This is a genomic window from Raineya orbicola (genome assembly GCF_002843425.1).
GTDB classification, from domain to species: domain Bacteria; phylum Bacteroidota; class Bacteroidia; order Cytophagales; family Thermonemataceae; genus Raineya; species Raineya orbicola.
Genome location: NZ_NKXO01000020.1, coordinates 1 through 18,647, shown reverse-complemented (window position 1 = coordinate 18,647; position 18,647 = coordinate 1). Strand labels below are relative to the sequence as shown.

The 18,647-nt window shown below is 37.2% G+C and carries 21 protein-coding genes; 7 read left to right on the top strand and 14 right to left on the bottom strand.

What is annotated here, in order from left to right; translation table 11 throughout:
* Positions 1–73 precede the first annotated feature (73 nt).
* Positions 74–1,240, top strand: coding sequence for a sensor histidine kinase (locus Rain11_RS07265; RefSeq protein ID WP_101358692.1), 1,167 nt, complete (start codon positions 74–76; stop codon positions 1,238–1,240).
* A 55-nt stretch (positions 1,241–1,295) separates the two neighbouring features.
* Here the strand turns inward: Rain11_RS07265 and Rain11_RS07260 are convergent, their stop codons facing one another.
* The 9 genes from Rain11_RS07260 to fsa all read right to left on the bottom strand — a co-directional run bounded on the left by Rain11_RS07260 (position 1,296) and on the right by fsa (position 10,237).
* Positions 1,296–2,558 carry an asparagine synthetase B gene (locus Rain11_RS07260; RefSeq protein ID WP_101358691.1) on the bottom strand — a complete coding sequence of 421 codons (1,263 nt, stop codon included), beginning with the start codon at positions 2,556–2,558 and terminating at the stop codon, positions 1,296–1,298.
* Between the two features lie 96 nt (positions 2,559–2,654).
* Positions 2,655–5,099, bottom strand: a complete 2,445-nt coding sequence (locus Rain11_RS07255; RefSeq protein ID WP_101358690.1) for a sensor histidine kinase — start codon at positions 5,097–5,099, stop codon at positions 2,655–2,657.
* Positions 5,056–6,072: a PorP/SprF family type IX secretion system membrane protein gene (locus tag Rain11_RS07250; RefSeq protein ID WP_101358689.1), complete on the bottom strand. Its 1,017-nt coding sequence runs from the start codon at positions 6,070–6,072 to the stop codon at positions 5,056–5,058. The genes Rain11_RS07255 and Rain11_RS07250 overlap by 44 nt, the downstream gene beginning before the upstream one ends.
* Before the next feature lie 123 nt (positions 6,073–6,195).
* Positions 6,196–6,657 carry a hypothetical protein gene (locus tag Rain11_RS07245; RefSeq protein ID WP_101358688.1) on the bottom strand — a complete coding sequence of 154 codons (462 nt, stop codon included), beginning with the start codon at positions 6,655–6,657 and terminating at the stop codon, positions 6,196–6,198.
* Positions 6,658–6,780: 123 nt separating this feature from the next.
* Positions 6,781–7,605, bottom strand: coding sequence for an E3 ubiquitin ligase family protein (locus Rain11_RS07240; RefSeq protein ID WP_101358687.1), 825 nt, complete (start codon positions 7,603–7,605; stop codon positions 6,781–6,783).
* Positions 7,606–7,690: 85 nt separating this feature from the next.
* Positions 7,691–8,134: a YbjN domain-containing protein gene (locus tag Rain11_RS07235; protein ID WP_165778095.1), complete on the bottom strand. Its 444-nt coding sequence runs from the start codon at positions 8,132–8,134 to the stop codon at positions 7,691–7,693.
* 26 nt (positions 8,135–8,160) lie between these two features.
* Entirely contained in the window at positions 8,161–8,826 is a 666-nt protein-coding gene (locus Rain11_RS07230) for a PspA/IM30 family protein (RefSeq protein ID WP_101358685.1), read from the bottom strand.
* A 152-nt stretch (positions 8,827–8,978) separates the two neighbouring features.
* Entirely contained in the window at positions 8,979–9,479 is a 501-nt protein-coding gene (locus Rain11_RS07225; RefSeq protein WP_101358684.1) for a hypothetical protein, read from the bottom strand.
* 101 nt (positions 9,480–9,580) lie between these two features.
* Positions 9,581–10,237 (bottom strand): fructose-6-phosphate aldolase, encoded by a 657-nt coding sequence (fsa, locus tag Rain11_RS07220; RefSeq protein ID WP_101358683.1) that lies wholly within the window; start codon positions 10,235–10,237, stop codon positions 9,581–9,583.
* A 223-nt stretch (positions 10,238–10,460) separates the two neighbouring features.
* On the opposite strand from fsa, the gene Rain11_RS07215 reads away from it, so the two are divergent.
* Together Rain11_RS07215 and Rain11_RS07210 are read left to right on the top strand one after the other, a co-directional pair.
* The gene (locus tag Rain11_RS07215; protein WP_101358682.1) at positions 10,461–10,811 is read left to right on the top strand and encodes a DUF3276 family protein; all 351 of its coding nucleotides are present in this window, start codon (positions 10,461–10,463) and stop codon (positions 10,809–10,811) included.
* A gap of 64 nt (positions 10,812–10,875) precedes the next feature.
* The gene (locus Rain11_RS07210; protein WP_165778094.1) at positions 10,876–12,156 is read left to right on the top strand and encodes a M16 family metallopeptidase; all 1,281 of its coding nucleotides are present in this window, start codon (positions 10,876–10,878) and stop codon (positions 12,154–12,156) included.
* A gap of 9 nt (positions 12,157–12,165) precedes the next feature.
* Here Rain11_RS07210 and Rain11_RS07205 read toward each other — a convergent pair whose 3' ends face one another.
* Genes Rain11_RS07205 through Rain11_RS07195 form a run of 3 tightly spaced genes read right to left on the bottom strand, consistent with a single transcriptional unit; the run spans position 12,166 to position 14,858 of the window.
* Positions 12,166–12,657: a response regulator gene (locus tag Rain11_RS07205; protein ID WP_101358680.1), complete on the bottom strand. Its 492-nt coding sequence runs from the start codon at positions 12,655–12,657 to the stop codon at positions 12,166–12,168.
* A 3-nt stretch (positions 12,658–12,660) separates the two neighbouring features.
* Entirely contained in the window at positions 12,661–13,464 is an 804-nt protein-coding gene (lpxA, locus tag Rain11_RS07200; protein ID WP_101358679.1) for an acyl-ACP--UDP-N-acetylglucosamine O-acyltransferase, read from the bottom strand.
* The gene (locus Rain11_RS07195; RefSeq protein ID WP_101358678.1) at positions 13,461–14,858 is read right to left on the bottom strand and encodes a bifunctional UDP-3-O-[3-hydroxymyristoyl] N-acetylglucosamine deacetylase/3-hydroxyacyl-ACP dehydratase; all 1,398 of its coding nucleotides are present in this window, start codon (positions 14,856–14,858) and stop codon (positions 13,461–13,463) included. Before Rain11_RS07195 ends, lpxA begins: the two co-directional genes overlap by 4 nt.
* A 159-nt stretch (positions 14,859–15,017) precedes the next feature.
* Here Rain11_RS07195 and Rain11_RS07190 point away from each other — a divergent pair, with 159 nt between their 5' ends.
* From Rain11_RS07190 to Rain11_RS07175, 4 genes are read left to right on the top strand one after another with little or no spacing between them, the layout of a single operon-like run.
* On the top strand, positions 15,018–15,782 hold the full coding sequence (locus Rain11_RS07190) for a segregation and condensation protein A (protein WP_101358677.1): 765 nt from the start codon (positions 15,018–15,020) through the stop codon (positions 15,780–15,782).
* 51 nt (positions 15,783–15,833) lie between these two features.
* On the top strand, positions 15,834–16,490 hold the full coding sequence (locus Rain11_RS07185; protein WP_101358676.1) for a DedA family protein: 657 nt from the start codon (positions 15,834–15,836) through the stop codon (positions 16,488–16,490).
* A 12-nt stretch (positions 16,491–16,502) separates the two neighbouring features.
* A complete protein-coding gene (locus Rain11_RS07180) occupies positions 16,503–17,294 on the top strand; it encodes a (Fe-S)-binding protein (protein WP_101358675.1) in 792 nt (263 codons plus the stop codon).
* 11 nt (positions 17,295–17,305) lie between these two features.
* Positions 17,306–17,614 (top strand): DUF6787 family protein, encoded by a 309-nt coding sequence (locus Rain11_RS07175; RefSeq protein WP_101358674.1) that lies wholly within the window; start codon positions 17,306–17,308, stop codon positions 17,612–17,614.
* A 2-nt stretch (positions 17,615–17,616) separates the two neighbouring features.
* Here Rain11_RS07175 and Rain11_RS07170 read toward each other — a convergent pair whose 3' ends face one another.
* Both Rain11_RS07170 and Rain11_RS07165 read right to left on the bottom strand, forming a co-directional pair.
* Positions 17,617–17,892, bottom strand: a complete 276-nt coding sequence (locus Rain11_RS07170; protein WP_101358673.1) for a Trm112 family protein — start codon at positions 17,890–17,892, stop codon at positions 17,617–17,619.
* Between the two features lie 3 nt (positions 17,893–17,895).
* Entirely contained in the window at positions 17,896–18,516 is a 621-nt protein-coding gene (locus tag Rain11_RS07165; protein ID WP_101358672.1) for a thiamine phosphate synthase, read from the bottom strand.
* Positions 18,517–18,647 lie beyond the last annotated feature (131 nt).

Here is an 18,647-nt window from a genome sequence, read left to right as displayed (position 1 = left end):
CTTTCACGGATTTTCATAAGATTTGTGAAGATTGCCAAAAACTGCTATTATTGTGTCAAGTCTGTTTAGCTAAATGAATTTGTATCAAAATCGTTTTCGCTTTAAGGTAGCTATTATCGTAGTTGCATTTCTGATAGGCTTTGTTTCGTTGTATTATACCAATACTTTGGTGAGCCAGCTTATACAACGAGAAAAAGCACAAATAACGCTTTTCAGTAAGGCTTTACGATACCTCTGGGATAGAGAAAATGAAGAATCAATGAAATTTATTTTGGAAGAAATCATCAAAGCCAATACCTCTGTACCTACCATTGCCACTGACGAAAACGAAAACATTATCACAGAACGCAATCTGAATACCAAAGGAATGAGCGAAGAGGCGAAACAACTTTATTTGGAAAAAGAACTCGCCCGAATGAAAGAAGAATTTCCGCCTATTAAAATCAATATTGGCAAAGACCGCTATCATCTTATTTATTATCGTAGTTCCGATTTGATTTATCAGCTCAAATACTACCCTTACATACAGCTTACCGTAATAGCTATCTTTGGTTTGCTGGCTTATTTGGCATTCAGCTACTCTCGCCGAGCCGAACAAAACCGAGTATGGGTAGGACTTGCCAAAGAAACCGCTCACCAACTAGGTACTCCGATATCTTCTCTTTTGGCTTGGGTGGAGTATCTGAAAACCAATGCTATGACAGAGGAGATTTTAGACGAGATAAATAAAGATGTCAGGCGTTTGGAGATAATAGCGGCTCGTTTTTCAAATATTGGCTCGCAAACGGCTCTTTTACAAGAAGATATAGCTAAAATTATTGAGGAAATGCTTGCGTACCTACGCCCACGAATTTCAACTAAAATTCAGCTTGAATATCACAATTTTTTACCATACAACTTTTCAGTAAGGCTCAATAGATATTTATTTGAATGGGTATTGGAAAATCTTATCAAAAACTCTGTAGATGCTATTCAGGCGGAAGGGAAAATAGTAGTAGAAACCCGTCTTTCCAGCAAAGACAAATTGCTTTATATTGATATTAGCGACAATGGCAAAGGAATACCTCCTCGTAAAATTAAGCGAGTGTTTGACCCTGGCTACACTACCAAAAAACGAGGCTGGGGGCTTGGTCTTACTCTTGCCAAAAGAATTATAGAAGAGTATCACAAAGGTAAAATTTTTGTAAAATATTCCGAGTTAGATAAAGGTACAAAATTTAGAATTATACTCAAACGCTGATTTTGTAAATTAAGACTGCTATTTCATAAAACAACAATTGGTTTTATGAAGAAAATCAAGTTTTTTGTTTCTTTTTCTTGGCGGCGGGGAAAAGAACATTATTCAAAATAAGCCTGTAGCCGGGCGAATTGGGGTGCAGATTGAGGTCAGTGGGTTCTTCGCCTACAAAGTGCTGATAATCTTCGGGGTCGTGTCCGCCGTAGAATGTCCAAGTTCCCTTACCTTGTATGCCGTGAATATAACGAGCCTCGTTACAAACTTTATTTTCTGCCATTATTACTACTTCCGACTTGATCAGTTGATTTTTGAAAGCAGTTGTTTGCCCCATAAAGCCCTTGATGAGCGTTTCGTGATTTTGCGTGAGCATCGTAGGCACAGGGTCCCATTTGGCAGAGAAAGTAAAGAGCTGAAAAAAGTCTGTTTTTTCGTTTACCCCTCTTTCGTGTTGCTGGTTGTCAATGTCTGAATACTCGTACACGTAGGGATTTTTTTCCAAGCGAAAGTTTTTGAAAGCAAAAGTATTCTGAAAATTGAGTTTTTCTTGGGCTTGGGGGTCTGTACCATCGCCATCGTACATACTTTCACAAATATCTAATCCTTCGGCGGCAAGGGCAATATCAAAAGTATCGGTAGCCGAACACATAGCAAACATAAATCCTCCACCAATCACGTATTCGCGAATACGTTTTACGATGGCTAATTTCAGTTGTGAAATTTTGGAAAAGCCCCATTTTTTAGCAAGTGCTTCTAATTCTTTTTTTTCTTGCACATACCAAGCCTGATTGCGAGCCATTGCATAGAATTTCCCTTGTTGCCCTGTGAAATCTTCGTGATGCAAATGCAACCAATCGTAATCTATGAGCTTGCCCTGCATAATTTCGTCATCATAGATGAGGTCATAAGGAATTTCGGCATACGTTAGCACCAAAGTAACGGCATCGTCCCAAGGTTGTTTCGTTTTGGGTGAATAAACGGCAATTTTAGGGGCTTTTTCCAACTTCACTACGTCCATATTTGCCGAAGGGCTAGCAATTTCGGCAAGCACTTGATTGTATTGGGCAGAAGAAATCACCAGAAAACTTACCCCCCGAATAGAAAGTTCATTTTGTATGCGAGGGTCAAATTTTGTTCCAAAACTTCCTCCTCTATAATTCAAGAGCCAATCTACTTCTTGTCCTATTTTTTGCAATACCCAATAAGCAATACCATAAGCCTTCAAATGATTTTTTTGGGCTTTATCCATTGGAATTAAAATGTAGTTCGCTTTGGCTATCCAAGTGCAACCCCACAAAAAGGCTACTAAAACCAATCTTTTCATTGTCATTTTATTTAGATTTTCTACCGCAAATTTTGAACCACTCTACAAAAATTGAAACTACTTTTTTAGTAAAAACGTTTGCTATCGGTTTTTGTTTTACACTAGTAAGGGGCATTGCAAAATGATTCTCGTGCCTTGTGGCAAGGGTTCAATGCTAAGTACAGCATTGATTTCAGAGGCTCGCTTTTGCATATTTTTCAGACCATAATGTTTTTCTGCTATCTGCTGATTTAGGTTTATGCCTATGCCGTTATCTTGTACTATTAAAATAAAATTGCTTTCGCTACTTTGCAAAAATACCTGAATTTCAGTAGCTTGGCTATGTTTGAGAGCATTGTTTAGGCTTTCTTGAAAAATACGAAAAATATTGAGAGCCTTCAGAGAATGAATTTGGAAATCTTTTTGCAAATCTTTTTGCAAAATAATTTTTACACCTTGCAAATTTTCATTTAGTCGCCAAATAGTTTCCTGAATACGAGAAAGTAAATTTTCAGTATTGATAGCCTCCTGATTGATAGCCCAAATAGTTTCGCGAAGTTCGCTGATGGTTTCTTTGGTAAATTGGGAAAGCTCTTGAATACGCTTGTTTTGTTTATTTGGGTCTGTGGTTTTATCAATTTGCTCTAAACTTGTAATGATGTAGGTGAGTTGTGAGCCTATATTATCGTGTAACTCACGTGCTATGCGTTCTTTTTCTGTTTGTAATTTTTGAGATAGTTCTAATTCTCTCAAACGTTTTTTCAATCTTTTTTGAGCAATAAAGCGTATCAAAAAAGCAAAAATTGTGAAAATAATACTTATAGAAACGACAATAAACCACCATTCTCGCCAAAAAGGTTTTTCTACGATGAGAGGAATGTTCAAAATATCGGAGTATATGCCCAAAGCGTTTTTCATTCGTATTTGCAAGATAAAATTGCCATAATCTAAATTACGCAAGCTAAGTTGGTGGTTACTGGGAAGGTTTATCCAAATGCTATCTTTTTCTTTAAGCCTATAACTAAGCGAATTTTCATTTTCGTTCAAAAAACTAAGTAAGGCGAAACGTAAAGTCAGGTCTTTATTTTTCCAAGAAAGTGTGAGTTTTTTATCTTTCTGCCAAAAAATATTTTCTTGGGAATTTCTGATAGAAAGTAATTCAAAATGAGGTTTGGAGGTTGGAAGTGTTAAAACTTTATCCATATTGAGCCGAAAAACGCCTTTATTGGATAGAACATACACATAATTTTCGTGGGCTATGATGCGATTGATAGCAACATTCCAATCGGGAGGGACTATGTAAATTCCTGCCCATTTACGTAGATTATTTTCTCCTTCTACTTGATATAAATATTTGTCTGAAACCGCCCAAATAAAATTTTCATAGCGAAAAACACTTAAAATTCTTTCTTGTGTTTTTATCTGAAAGGCGATTTTATCGTTTTCAAATACGCTGATGCCTCTTTCGGTGGCTATCCAAAATACATTGGGTTTTTCTTTGAAAATATCGTATACAGTATTTGAAAGCACCCCCTCTTTTTGACTGAAATTTTTGATTTCTAATGTTTTAGGATTGATACGGCTAATACCATTGCCATAGGTACTCACCCATACATACGAGGGGGAAAGATGAATTTTTTCTAAATTATTGCTCACCAGTCCTTTCAGAATGTTTAAGGTATCGGTCAGAAAATTATCTTTCATTACAATTAAACCTTTCCCGAAAGTAGCTATCCACATTTTTTGGTCTTTGATGGCAATATCGGCAATGCCTGTGCAATGTATTCCTTCGCCAATGGCAGTTAAGTTTTTCTGCTCATACCAGTCGTAAAGAGAACCTATGAAAACTTTATCATTCCAAAATTGCAAAGCACGGCTATCGGATAAGGGTAAAAATTTTCTTTCGGTAGAGTGGTTGTTGAAAATGTGAATTCCTTTTTTACCTAAAAAAAACGATTGTAAGCCATTTGTGTAAAAATTCACGATTTCGTCATCAATTTCGTAATTTTCAAGGTAAGGAATATAGCGAAACAAACTTTTCCCAAAAACACTCAACCATAGATTTTTTTCATTATCTTGTAGTTCAAAAACTTCTACAACACCCTCATTTTGGACATCAGAAAGAATACTTTGAATAAGTGGATTATTATTAGATGAAGGAATATGTTGAAAGTATTTTTTTTTGTGAGGAATTGAGACTTTTTGAGTGGTATAGGGCAAAATTTTGAGTTGAGGAGTTATTTGATAAAAGCCTTTTTCATAAACCTGTAAAATGATATTTTGCGAACTATCTTCTGAAATAGCTTTCACCATATTGCCGGGCAATCCGTTATCGGTATTGAAATGCAAGAACTCTTTGCCATCAAAACGACTTATCCCTTTATCCGAAGCAATCCAAAAAAAACCTTTTTTATCTTGGTAAATAGCATTGATGTACTCACTTTTCAGACCCGTAGCACGCGTATAATGCTTAAAAACAGGTTTTTGAGCAAGTGCTGTGAAATGCAGAGAAAGAAAGCTAAAACAAACGAGGTGAAATAATGATTTCTTCTTCCTCATCATCTTCGGGGGTATCTTGTTTTTTCTTTTTCTGTTCTGTAGGAGTGTTTTTTAAGGGTTTCTGATAGCGAAGCATAATTTCGTGACTACCCAAAGTGTGGCGATTGAGAGCCGTTGTAGGGAAATCATAAGCATAGCTTATGCGTAAGCCTTTCAGGGTGTTGAATTCAAACAAGACACTTAAATTTGCCTGATGGCGATATGACAAGCCTGCCCCAAACCTTTGCTTATACCACGATTGCAGAGTAACATCAAAATTCAAAGGTGCCGCCTCTACGGCTCGCAAAAGGGCAGAAGGTTTGAGTTGAAAATTTTCATTTAGTTCAAATACATAACCTGCCATTAGGAAATAGTGTCTGTATTGCCTTGCTTGGCTTTGCAATAGCCCTTGTGTATTTTGCGAAAAGCGATGCGTAATAATTCTTGGCACAGAAAATCCTGCAAAAAAATGTTCGTTATTAAACCAAATACCTGTGCCTACGTTGAAGAGAGTACGAGTAATGTTTTCTTCCAGTGTTGGGTCGCTATTAGTGTTATTGCCATTGAGTTGCGAAGAGTTATAAATTAGATCAGAGCCACGAAAGCTGTATTGTGTAAATCCTGCTTGCAACCCAAGAGCGAGGTTGCCATTGTTGGCGGTTGGAATGCGATAAGCGTATTGTGTAGAAAGTTCAAAACTTTGGGTTTTGCCTATTTTATCTAAACCTACGAGCAAACCTGCTCCCAAGCGATTTTGCCATAAGGGAGCATCTATGCCCAAAGTAGCCGTAGTAGGCGAGGCAGTAATGCCTGCCCATTGCTTACGATACAAAAGTCCTGCATTGAGCAAATTATGACTGCCTACATAAGCAGGATTGATAGCGGCAGTATTGAAAACATACTGCGTATAGAGTGGGTCTTGTTGAGCCTGTGCCACCCCGTAAAAAATCCAAAAACAAAGCAGTAAGAAATATTTCACCCCTGAATAGTTTTTCATCAAAATTACATAAATTTTGACAGATGAAAAAAGTTTTCAAGGGTTTTTCTAAATTTTTGAAATTTCATTGTACGATTGAATAATTTCAATAAACCCAAAAGCGGGCTATTTAGGTTAGCTTTTTTAATTCCGCATCAAATCTTTCATTTCTTTTTCCGAAAGTTTAAGCTCCCGAGCGATATTTTGAGGAGTAGGATGTTCTAAGATTAACAACACAAGCCAAACAGCCGCCATAGCAACATAGAACAACTTAGATGTAAGCAAATAGAAAACCAAACTTATCATAGCTACACTTTCCAAAATAGCCATTTTAATAATAAAGGGAGATTTATAGGCTTGTAATTTACTCTGCAAATCTACCTGCTTTTGAGCGTTTAACATAAGTTTAGGCATAAATACTTTGATAAATGCCATAGAACCTACTGCCATTAGTACTACTACGACCTGAAAAAGCAAATGATTTTGCATTGTACTATCTGCCGCTATGGTAGGTAGAAGTACAAAATGAAAGACAATGCCCATAAACACTATTGGAACCGTGAGGGCGATGTGCAAAATCCGAAGTTGTTGCAAAATTTGTTTCATTATCTTTTTTTTAGTGAAATAGATATTCTTAAACCTTGAAAACTACAATAACTATTTACTTTCAAAAGATTAAGGTTTTTCCTCTATTCAAATATCTAATATCAGAAATCTGTACCCAACAAATTATTTTTCTGTAAAGCCTACAATCATTAAAACAGCTCCGATTACTACTAATGCGATTGCCCCAATCAAAGACCACTTCGCCGAACTTTCTGCACTTTGTACAAGTTCCTCTTCTGATTTTACCGAAACAATAAAGTGCTGATTGGTATCACGAGGCTTGGAGATGGTTAGTTCGCCATCTTTGTCATTAGCTTCGCCATATACATACAAGCGAGCATTGACAGGGATACATTCCTCCACCAAGCGATAGCCAAGCGTTCTTGAACCATAAGTACCTACATTATTCAGGAAACTCATCAGTTGCATACCCCAACTTGTATTTCTATGCTGATTAAGATAACCTTGTGAAAGTTCTCTTTCAAACCTATCTACGGTAGTAGTAGTGTGTTTTTCTGCCAAAGCAGGATTTACCGCAATAGTTTTTCCGCTGCCGTCATCAATGTAAAAAGGAACGCTTTGTTCGTTGGAAGAGATGGTTTCTGATTTGCGGCGAGTAACCCAACGAGTATTTCCATTATTATCACGCTCTTGCTCTTGCACTTCGTACTCGTGAATTATGTAGGCTTTGTAATAGACTACGGGTTTTTCGCTATGGTCGGCAAGGAGTGGGTTGTTGCATTTAGCAATTCCTTTTACCTCCACAACTTCTGTGTAATGCCCCTGTCCCACGGTAGCCACAATATCCTCATAGTTTTCCCAAATATTTTTGGCTGTGGTAGTTTGCTGGTAGCGAATATTTAACGACTTATCCAATTGCGATTTACGATAAAACCAAAGCCCAACTGCAATAGCTATACAGATAATTCCTGCAATAATAAATCCCATTATGATTAAATTTTAGAGGTGAAAAATGATTTCAAAAAAACCTTCAAGCATACTGCTTGAAGGTTTAGTTAGGAGTAAAAAGTCTTTAAGCAGTTTGGGGTTTTTGCTTAAACATTTCATCATAACTATCGGCTACGGTAGCTACGGTTTGTACGGCGGCAACGAATTCGTTTAGGTCTAAATTGGCACCTGCCAAGGCATAGCTATACACTACGGCTCTATCAAAAGTCAGACCAAAACTACCAAAATGCATACTTGCATTGAGGCGAAGCAATTCTTCTGCCATATCAGGAGAAAGATTTACGTCTTCGGCAAGATATGAATAAACTTCTACAAGTACATCTTCGCTATGCCAGCCAATGATACGTATATTTACGTTCACGGTGCCGAAGGAAAAGCTATATGTATTTTCAATTTTAGCTACTTCGTAGTCGTGGAATAGTTCTTGGATATATTTTTCCACTTTGGCTTGCGTGGAAGCTATCAGTTGTTCGTTGATACCTTCTTTTATTACTTTGAATTTAGGCATAATCGGCATAATTTAGGAGTTAGTCGTTATTTACCAAGTTTAGCTTTGAGTTTGGCGAGTTCATCATCTACTGCCATATTTTTTTCTAATGCTTTGAATTCATCATCAAGGCTGGTTGTACCTTCTGAAAGTTGCGTAAAGGCTTGTGCTTCAGCTTCTTCTTTAAGAATTTTTTCCTCAAATTTGGAAAATTTGGCAGAAATGGAAGAGTGGTCAAACGTGCCAATATTTTTAGCAATTTCTTTCTGAGCTTTTGCCGCTTGGCTACGAGCAATGAGTGTAGATTCTTTCATTCTTGCCTCATCAAGTTTGGCTTTGAGTTGTTCTACTTGTGTTTTTAGGGTTGCGGCGGTTTGAGCGGCTTGCTCATACATTTGTTTATACATATTGGCTTGTTGGTCGGCTTCTGCTTTTTTGGCAAGAGCTTTGCGAGCTAAATCCTCGTTGCCTGCTTGTAGTGCCGCCATAGCCTTGTTTTCCCATTCTTTGGACATTGCCACGAACTTTTCATAATCTCTCTGCAATTTCTTTTCTTGTGCCATAGCTTGAGCCAAGCCCGAAGTCGCTTTGGTTACAGCTTCTTGCATATCTATAACCATTTGCTTAATCATTTTGACAGGGTCTTCTGCCTTGTCAAGCAAATCATTGATGTTGGCTTTAATAATATCGCCAATTCTACCGAAAATTCCCATAAATTACAATTTTTTTGAGGTGATAAAAAGTTTTTTACTTGCGAAATATTAGTCATTTTTGAAATAGAAATCAAATTTTTGCAATAATTTTTTTGCAAAAACTTGATGAAAGTAATGTATGTACTGATGAAAGAGATGTTTTTAACAAACTATTATTTTTTGGCGTATGTCTTTTCATCTCTATTGTAAAAGAAACTTAAATCTTTGTATTTTTCAAAAAATTTACGCATTTCAGCGGCATCGGCGAACTTTTCATCTATGTTATCGGTAACTTCAAAAAGGGTAAATTCTTTCTTATCGGCAGAAAGTTCTATTTTATGGAAGTAAAATTTTCCATCATCAGGGTTTTTTAGGTTCAAAAAATGAGTATTGCCTATTTTGGTAAAATGTCCCGTATAAGCAGTTTGATTATATTTTTTCTCATTGGAGTCATAATCATTTTTTTCAAACTTGTAAGAGTTTTCATCTACTTTACTGATGACATAAAAAGGCGGATTGTCTTTGTTGACCGCATTTTTTTCTATCCATTTACCGAGTAAAATATTATCTACCTTTTCTTTGGGGGTATCTAATGGAAATTCGGCAGAATAGGGACAAGCAGTAAAAAGAATAGAAACTGCTAAAAGGACGATAGAAAATAGTATCTTTTTCATAAAAATACGTTTTTAGTTTTCTCAAAGTTAAAAAAAAACATATTCCGGAAGCCTAAAACTTATAAAAGTTTGCAAAAAATTGATGAAGTTTAGCTTTTTATTTACGAATTACCTTTGCGATAATCGGCGAGGAATTTTTCAAGACCTATATCTGTGAGGGGGTGTTTGAGCAAGCCTGTAATCACACTTAAAGGACAAGTAGCTACATCAGCCCCAATTTCGGCACATTGTACAAGGTGCATTACGTGTCGAATGGAAGCGGCAAGGACTTGCGTTTCGAAACTATAATTGTCGTAAATATGTACAATTTGTTCAATCAGTTGTAAGCCATCGGTAGCTACATCATCTAAACGCCCTATGAAAGGCGAAACATACGTAGCTCCTGCTTTAGCGGCTAAAATAGCCTGTCCCGCAGAAAAAACCAGCGTACAATTGGTTTTTATGCCTTTTTTAGCAAAATACTTGATAGCTTTTACGCCATCTTTTATCATAGGCACTTTTACAACAATGTTTTTATGTAAAGAGGCTAACTCCTCACCTTCTCTAATTATACCTTCATAATCGGTCGCTACTACTTCGGCACTCACGTCGCCTTCTACCAAATTACAAATTTTTACGTAATGTTCTAAAATATTTTGCTTACCCGTAATGCCTTCTTTTGCCATAAGCGAAGGGTTGGTTGTTACGCCATCAAGCACGCCCAGGTCGTTGGCTTCCTGAATTTCTTTCAAATTGGCTGTATCAATAAAAAATTTCATAAGATTTACTATTTTGGGTTTAGGAAATTACTGCAATATTGGTATATTTTTTTCAAAGTCTCAAAAAGCAAGTACAGATTTTTGCTCTGCGAGCCGAATATCTTGCTTTTCTGTTAATTAGACTAAATCTTAATGAAAAAGTTGTTAATATTTTTGGTGTGGCTTCAAAAATTTTTAATTTTGCTCATTCAAAAAGAAGTTTAACATCTAAATTTCAAGGACTGTGGAAGAGTTCAAAGCAAACAGAGAACGTGCAACAGATGTTTACTCTAAACGAGTAAAGGCGGGAAAAAGAACCTACTTCTTTGATGTAAAATCAACCAGAGGTAGCGATTTTTATTTAACAATCACGGAAAGCAAGAAGCGTTTCCGCGATAATGGGTTTTATTACGAAAAGCACAAAATCTTTCTTTACAAAGAAGATTTTGGTAAATTTATTGAGTCTTTGGAGGAAGCTATTGCCAAAATCAAGGAAATGATGCCCGATTACGACTTTAACCAAGTTTCGGAGGAAGTATTTGAGGATTATGCCCTTGATGATGAGGAAAACAACGGCGACCTCAAATGGGACTAAAAACACCTTTTCACCCTGCTTCAAGCAGGGTTTTTTAATATTCACTTTTCAAAATGGCTTCGCTATGAATTATTTAGATAGAACCGTTCCGCCTGTCTCACAAAGAATTGCTCAATTTCCTTTAATCAAGCCACAGAAATATCATTTATCAAATCAACTACCTGTTTATACTATACACGCACCCGAACAAGAGATTATTCAAATTTCTTGGGTTTTTGATGTGGGAGGTTATGATAGTGCCTTACCTGCCCAATCTCTGTATGCTACAAAAATGCTCGCCGAAGGCACAACTCATAAAACAGCCCAAGAAATCAACGAGGCTATTGATGAATTCGGGGCATTTCTGGATTTGCAATCTGATGCAGACCAAAGTATCATCACGCTTTATACCCCTGCACGCTATGCCGAAAACACCATTCCTCTGATTGCTGAAATTCTTTTTGAACCTACTTTCCCTGAGCAAGAATGGCATATTTTTCTGCTCAAACAGCAAAAAGACTTACAAATCAATTTGCAAAAAACAGCCTTTTTAGCAGGTAGAGCTTTTTCTAAAACACTTTTTGAAAACCACCCCTACGGAAAAATACTTTCCGAAGAACTTCTTGCAAACTATCCTAAAAACGAGATTGTCAGTTTCTACCAAAATCTGCTTTTACAAAATTCTTTTGCTGTTTATCTTACGGGTAATTTTTCAGAAAATGTTCTACAAAATTTAGAAAATTATTTTTCTAAACTTCCTTACTCCAACAAGCCCAGCAAAACGCCCCAAATGCTTCAACCTCAATCGCAAAAAGTCTTTGTAGAAAAAAGCGATAGTCTGCAAAATTCTTTGCGTGTAGGCAAGCTCGTGATTGGGCGAAATCACGAGGATTATATGAAATTAAGCGTTTGCTCTACGATTTTAGGCGGTTATTTTGGCTCAAGGCTAATGCAAAATATCCGCGAAGAAAAGGGTTTGACCTATGGCATTTATAGCGTACTGAAAAATATGCGATGGGCTACTCATTTCGTAATAAGCACAGACGTAAGAACCGAAGCCTACCAAGTTGCTTTGCAAGAAATCTACAAAGAAATTCAGGTGCTACAACAAGAAAAAGTAAGTGAAGTAGAGTTAGAAAAAGTCAAAAACTATATGGCGGGTTCTGTGGCAAACGAACTGACCAACGCCAATGCTCAAATGCACTTGCAATCTATCATTCATTTACACCAATTGCCTGAAAATTATTATGAGAGTTTTTTAGAACGTTTGTATTCAGTAAATAGCGAAGATGTTTTAGCAGTTGCCCAAAAATACCTTGACTGCTCGGAGATGATTGAAGTAGTTGCAGGGAGAAAGCCACAATGAAGCCCAAATTTATACATTTCTGTATCGCCTCAACTCTTCGGTAAGTTGCTCAATTTTTTCTCTTAAAACTTGATTTTCTTTTTCTAAAAGGGTTATCTTAATATCTTTATCTTCACGATACTGATACAAAGCTAGCCCTTCATCAATAATTTTTTTGAGTTCTTCTCTATCCCAAGGTTTGGTTACATACCGATACACATTGGCTTTGTTAATAGCCCTAACTACCGCTTCAATATCCGAAAACCCCGTAAGAATAATGCGAATGATATTAGGAAACTCGGGAATAGTTTTTTCTAAAAATTCTGTGCCTGTCATTTCAGGCATTTTTTGGTCGGTGATAATGAGCTGAATAGCCTCTTGATGCAAGATTTTGATAGCCTCTTGCCCCGAAATAGCTGTAAATATATCATAGTGCCGCTTAAAGGTCATTTTGAATATACGTAGATTGCTCTCTTCATCATCTACGTATAAAAGTTTGTAACGGCGTTGGCTCGTGTCCATAATTTAGAGTTCAAAAGTGTATTTATCGCTACTACTACTGCCTTTGATGATACCTCTTTCGGAAGTTTCAATGAAATTGATAATCAAATCACGTTCTTGCGAAGGTAAAAATTCTTCCTTAATTTTTTGAATAGCATCAGTAGTGTTGTAACCCTTTTGAAAAATAGTTCGGTAAATATCTTGGATAAGCATAATTTGTTCGTTAGAAAAGCCCCTACGGCGTAAGCCCAAAGAATTTACACCTGCGTAGCTCAAAGGCTCTCTACCTGCTTTTACAAAAGGTGGTACATCTTTGCGTACCAGCGAACCGCCCGCTACCATTGTATGTGTGCCTATACGTGTAAATTGATGAATGGCGGCAGTTCCTCCTACAATAGCGTAATCGTCCATAATGACGTGCCCCGCCATTTGTACGGCATTTACCAAAATGCAATTATTACCGATAAAGCAGTCGTGGGCTACGTGTACGTAAGCCATAACGAGTGTATTACTCCCAATAACGGTTTTTCCGCTATGAGCAGTCCCTCTGTTGATAGTAGCACATTCACGGATAGTGGTGTTATCTCCAATTTCAGCGGTAGAATACTCGCCGTTGAATTTGAGGTCTTGGGGGATAGCGGCAATAACGGCACCAGGGAAAATACGGCAGTTTTGCCCAATTCTTGCACCATTCATAATGGTAGCATTTGAGCCAATCCAAGTGTTATCACCAATAATTACGTCTTCGTAAATGGTAGCAAAAGGCTCAATAGTTACGTTCTTGCCGATATTTGCTTTGGGGTGAATGTAGGCTAAATTGCTGATCATTTGTCTTTACGAGTAATACTTGCTGTTAATTTGGCTTCACAAACTAATTTGCCGTTTACATAAGCTCTGCCGTCCATTTTCACAATTCCTCTGCGAATGGGTGTCGTGAGAATACAATGGTAGAGGATTGTATCACCGGGAACGACTTTCTGATGAAAACGGCACTCATCTATACGCAAAAAATATGTCCAGTAATTAGAGGGTTCTTCAGTAGTACTTAAAGCAAAAATACCTCCAGCTTGGGCAAGCCCTTCTACTTGCAAAACGCCGGGCATTACGGGGTTACTGGGAAAATGCCCTTGAAAATACCACTCGTTCATAGAAACATTCTTGAGGGCTACTACCGAAGTTTCGTCAAGGTAAAGAATTTTGTCTATTAGCAAGAAAGGAATACGATGCGGTAGCATTGCTTCTATTTGTGTAGCCTCTTTGATAGCAGGCAAATCAGCCGCATACACCATTCCTTGCTTATCTTTATTCTTTTTGAAAGAGGCTTTGATACGCTTGGCAAGTTCCACATTGGCGGCGTGTCCGGGGCGTAAGGCGTGTATATGCCCAATGAGCGGTCTGCCCGCCAAAGCTAAATCTCCAACCAAATCCAGCAATTTATGTCGGGCTGGTTCATTATTGAAATGTAGTTCTACATTATTGAGAATACCTTTCTGTACATCAACTTTTACAGAGGTTTTGCCTAAAAGTTGAGCAAGTTGATTAAGCTCATTTTCAGGCATTTCTTTATCTACAATCACAATAGCATTGCTCAAATCGCCTCCCTTGATAAGTCCGCCTTTATAGAGCATTTCAAGTTCGTGTAAAAAACAGAAAGTTCGGCAAGAGGCTATTTCTGTTTCAAATTGTTCAATTTTAGAAAGTTCGGCTTTTTGTATGCCTAATACTTCGGAATTGTAATCTACGGTAACTTGCAATTCGTAATTGTAAGCAGGTTTGGCGATAAGTTCTACGCCTCTTGCCGAATCAGTATAAGTGATATTTTCGGGAATGTAATAAAAATTACGTACAGCGTCTTGCTCTGCAAGTCCTGCTTCTTTCAGTATATTGATAAACTGAATAGAACTGCCGTCCAAAATAGGGGGTTCAGGACCATCAATTTCAATAACAACATTATCAATTTGCAAACCTACTAGAGCTGCAAGCGTATGCTCTACGGTGTAAATTCTTGCTCCGCTCTGCTCAATGGTGGTGCCTCTGGAGGTATCTACTACATTATCTACATCTGCTTGTATAGTGGGCAAGCCCTCCAAATCTATTCTCTTGAATACAATTCCTGTACCTGCGGGAGCAGGTAAGAAGGTCATTGTTGCATTTTTGCCTGTATGAAGCCCTACGCCTGTTACACTTACCGATTTAGAGAGGGTATGTTGTTTGTAAAACATTTTTCAATAATTTTAGCAAGTAGATAATTTTAGCAACTACAATGCGGCAAAGATATTACTTTTTTAGGATTTCAAAAAAGGAACGAAAAAAGAATTTTAGGGGCTTTTTGCTCTTACAAAAGGAATTTTTCTTAATTTCGCTCAAAAATTTATAGAGGCTTGGTAACTTTTGAAATCAAACTTCCCCTTTTTGAAGGACCTTTCGATTTGCTTCTGTTTTTTATTGAACGCGACGAACTGGATATTTATGATATTCCTATTTCCAAAATCACCCAAGATTTCTTGGATTATATCCACCATTTAGAAAAATTGAATATTGAAGTTGCCAGCGAATTTATTTTAGTGGCAGGGACACTCGTGAGAATTAAAGCTAAAATGCTTTTGCCTCGCCCCGAAGTTGATGAAAAAGGCAATGAAATTGACCCTCGCGATGAACTAATTAAACATCTTTTAGAATATAAAAAATACAAAAGCATTGTAGGAGAACTCGCCAAGTTGGAAGAAGAACGCCTGCAAAAAGAAGCTCGTGGCAATATTATTTCCGAACTAAAAAAAATTGCCGCGATGAGCAGTGTAGAATCCGAATTGCAAGATATAGACCTCTACAAACTGCTCAAAGTTTATGAAAAAGTAACAGAACGCTTCAAAAACAATGCTCGTACGGGGCAACACACCGTTTTACAATATCCTTACAGCATTGAAAGGCAGAAAAAGCATTTGCTTGAACGCCTGCAATCTGAAAAAAGACTTGATTTTGAGGACATCATCAGTGAAAATCAGAGCAAAATATACTTCATTTATACTTTTTTGGCTATTTTAGAAATGTTGCAAGAAGGAAACATTAGCATTTATGTAGGACTTGACTTCAATAGCTTTTGGATAAAACCTTACGAACCCCAAGAACTTGTAGAAGTTCAGGTTTGAAAAGCACTAAATCTTATTGAGCAATTATTTCAATTTTTCACTCAATAATCTATGGAAACTATTTGGCAATACATACAAACACTTACTAACTCTGAAGAGGTTATCAGCAAAGGGGGATTGGTACTTGTGTTTCTGATTGTGTATTTGGAAACGGGTTGGTTTTTTGGTTTTTTCTTACCCGGCGATTATTTGCTTTTTTTGGCGGGTATGCTCTGCGATAAATATTTGGGTGGAAATATTTGGATTGTGTTCGGGGGAATTTTTGCTTCAGCTGTTTTAGGCAATTTTTCAGGTTATGGATTTGGAAAATTAGTGGGAAGAAACTTTGAAAATCGTAAAGAAACTTGGTATTTCAAACGCAAATACATTGAGCAGACCCGAGCATTTTTTGATAAAAATGGTGGTAAGGCTCTTATTATTGGGCGTTTCTTGCCTATTATTCGTACTTTTGCACCTTTACTGGCAGGAATGGCAAGGATGCCTCTTGCACACTTTGCTATCTATAATGTAATTGGGGCTTTACTTTGGTCAAGTTTGTTGGTGTTAGGTGGCTATTATCTCGGGCACGCCTTTCCTGCTATGGTCAATTATGTGGAATATGTAATTTTGTTTTTCCTTGCGATTACGACTCTGACACTTATCAAAGGATACTTGAGGCTTAAAAAACAAAACAAAGAAAATAAAAAAGAAGTTTTAGATAACAATTAAGCATAAACGGATATGGCAACCACTTACAAAGTACCTACAATGGCAGAACTTGCCGCACAAGGCAAAACCCCCGATGTTCTTTTTTGGGTGGGTTGTGCAGGTAGTTTTGACTACCGCTACAAACAAGTAACTATCGCTTTTGCTAAAATCTTAAACAAACTCAATATCAACTTCGCCGTACTTGGTACAGAAGAAAACTGCACAGGCGACCCTGCTCGTAGAGCTGGAAATGAGTTTTTATTTCAAATGCAGGCTCTTTCCAACATTCAGACACTCAACAATTATGGTGTAAAAAAAATTGTTACGGCTTGCCCTCACTGCTTTAATACGCTCAAAAATGAATATCCTGAATTGGGCGGTAATTACGAAGTCATTCACCATTCTGAATTCTTACAACAACTTATCAACGAGGGACGTATCAAACTCAAAGAAGGAGGAGAGTTCAAGGGCAAACGTATTACTTATCACGATTCTTGCTATTTGGGTAGAGCTAATGACATTTACGAAGCTCCAAGAGCCGTTTTAGAGGCTTTGGACGTAGCTCTCGTAGAAATGAAACGTAGCCGAAACAAAGGTCTTTGCTGTGGGGCTGGTGGGGCTCAAATGTTCAAAGAACCTGAAAAAGGCAACAAAGATGTAAATATTGAACGCATTGAAGACGCTTTGGAAACTAACCCCAACGCTATTGCTGTAGCTTGCCCTTTTTGTATGGTAATGATGACCGACGGCGTAAAAAACAAAGAAAAAGAAGCTGAAATCAAAGTCTATGATTTAGCCGAACTCGTAGAAAAATCTATGGAATAAGCCACCCTATAATGAATTGGATACAAAAACTCCAAGAACGTTGGAAAGTAAAAAGTGCTTGGCAAGTGCTTGCAATACTGCTTGTATTTGCTTGTACGGGCTTTACAATACTTTTTCTCAAAAAGCCTATTTATTATGTATTGAGCATTAACGAGCAGACGCCCACTTGGCAAAAAATTATTACGTGGGTGGTGCTTATTCTGCCCCTTTACAATGTTTTTTTGCTGATTTACGGTTTTATTTTCGGACAATTCAGCTTTTTTTGGCTGTTTATCAATCGGCTTTTTGGCAGATTATTTTTCTTTTGGCGAAAAAAATAGCATCAGTTTTCTTTCGCAATAAGCCTAAAATTTTCAAATTTTTTCCCTTGCAATTGTTTTTGCCATCTTTCAAAAAGAGGTTTTTCTAACGAAAACTCTCTATACTCATCGGGGTTCATAATAGGAATACCTCTGACAATAGGGTAGCTCCGCTGACATTGCTTGCAATACAACCAACCTTCTAAAATGTTTTCAGCAGTATCTTGCAAGACGATGTTTAGTTCTAAATCTGCCTTATCAAAAGGGCAACAAAGTTTCTGAATCGTACTTTTTCTCATATTTTACCAAGTTTGAATTTGTTGCTGATAGTTTTGAATAGCTTTTTGTGGATTTTCGGCACTCATAATGCCCGAAACCAAAGCAATGCCGTCAAAATTTTCTTGAATAGCTCGTAGCTCGGCAAGTTTTTCTACCGAAATACCTCCTGCCAAAAATATAGGCAAGTGGGTCATTTTTCTTGCTTGCAAGATAGTTTCAAAACTCACTAATTCACAGCTATTTGCCGTAACCGAAGGAAACATTGAGCAAAACGAAATATACGAAAAACTTTCCTGAACTGCCCATTTTACCACTTCCAAATCATTGTTAGCAGTAATGCCTAAAAGGCAATTTTTAGGCAGTTGCTTTTTGATTTCTTGCCAATGGGCGGGAATATTATCAAAATGCACTCCCGAAAAAGGGTATTCTTGCAAATATTGCCATCGGTTGTTGATAAGAATAGGGGTGTTTTTAGCATTACACATAGCAATTATTTCAGGAACAATCTCTTTGGCTTGACTTTCAGCAGTAAAATTATCCCAAATCTGCACGGCATATAGATTTTCTTGTAAAGCCAAAGCTAATTTTGCAAGTAATACCTCTTTGGGAGTAGCAGGATTGATAACTAAATAAATAGCTTTCATAAAACAATATGACCGCCAATTGAGGTATTTGGAAAAATAAAAAAATGGCATTTATTTAGGAAAATTTTCCAACGATTAACCTAAAAAAAATGCCAAATTTATTAGAAATCCTCCTGCTTTTACAAACAGAA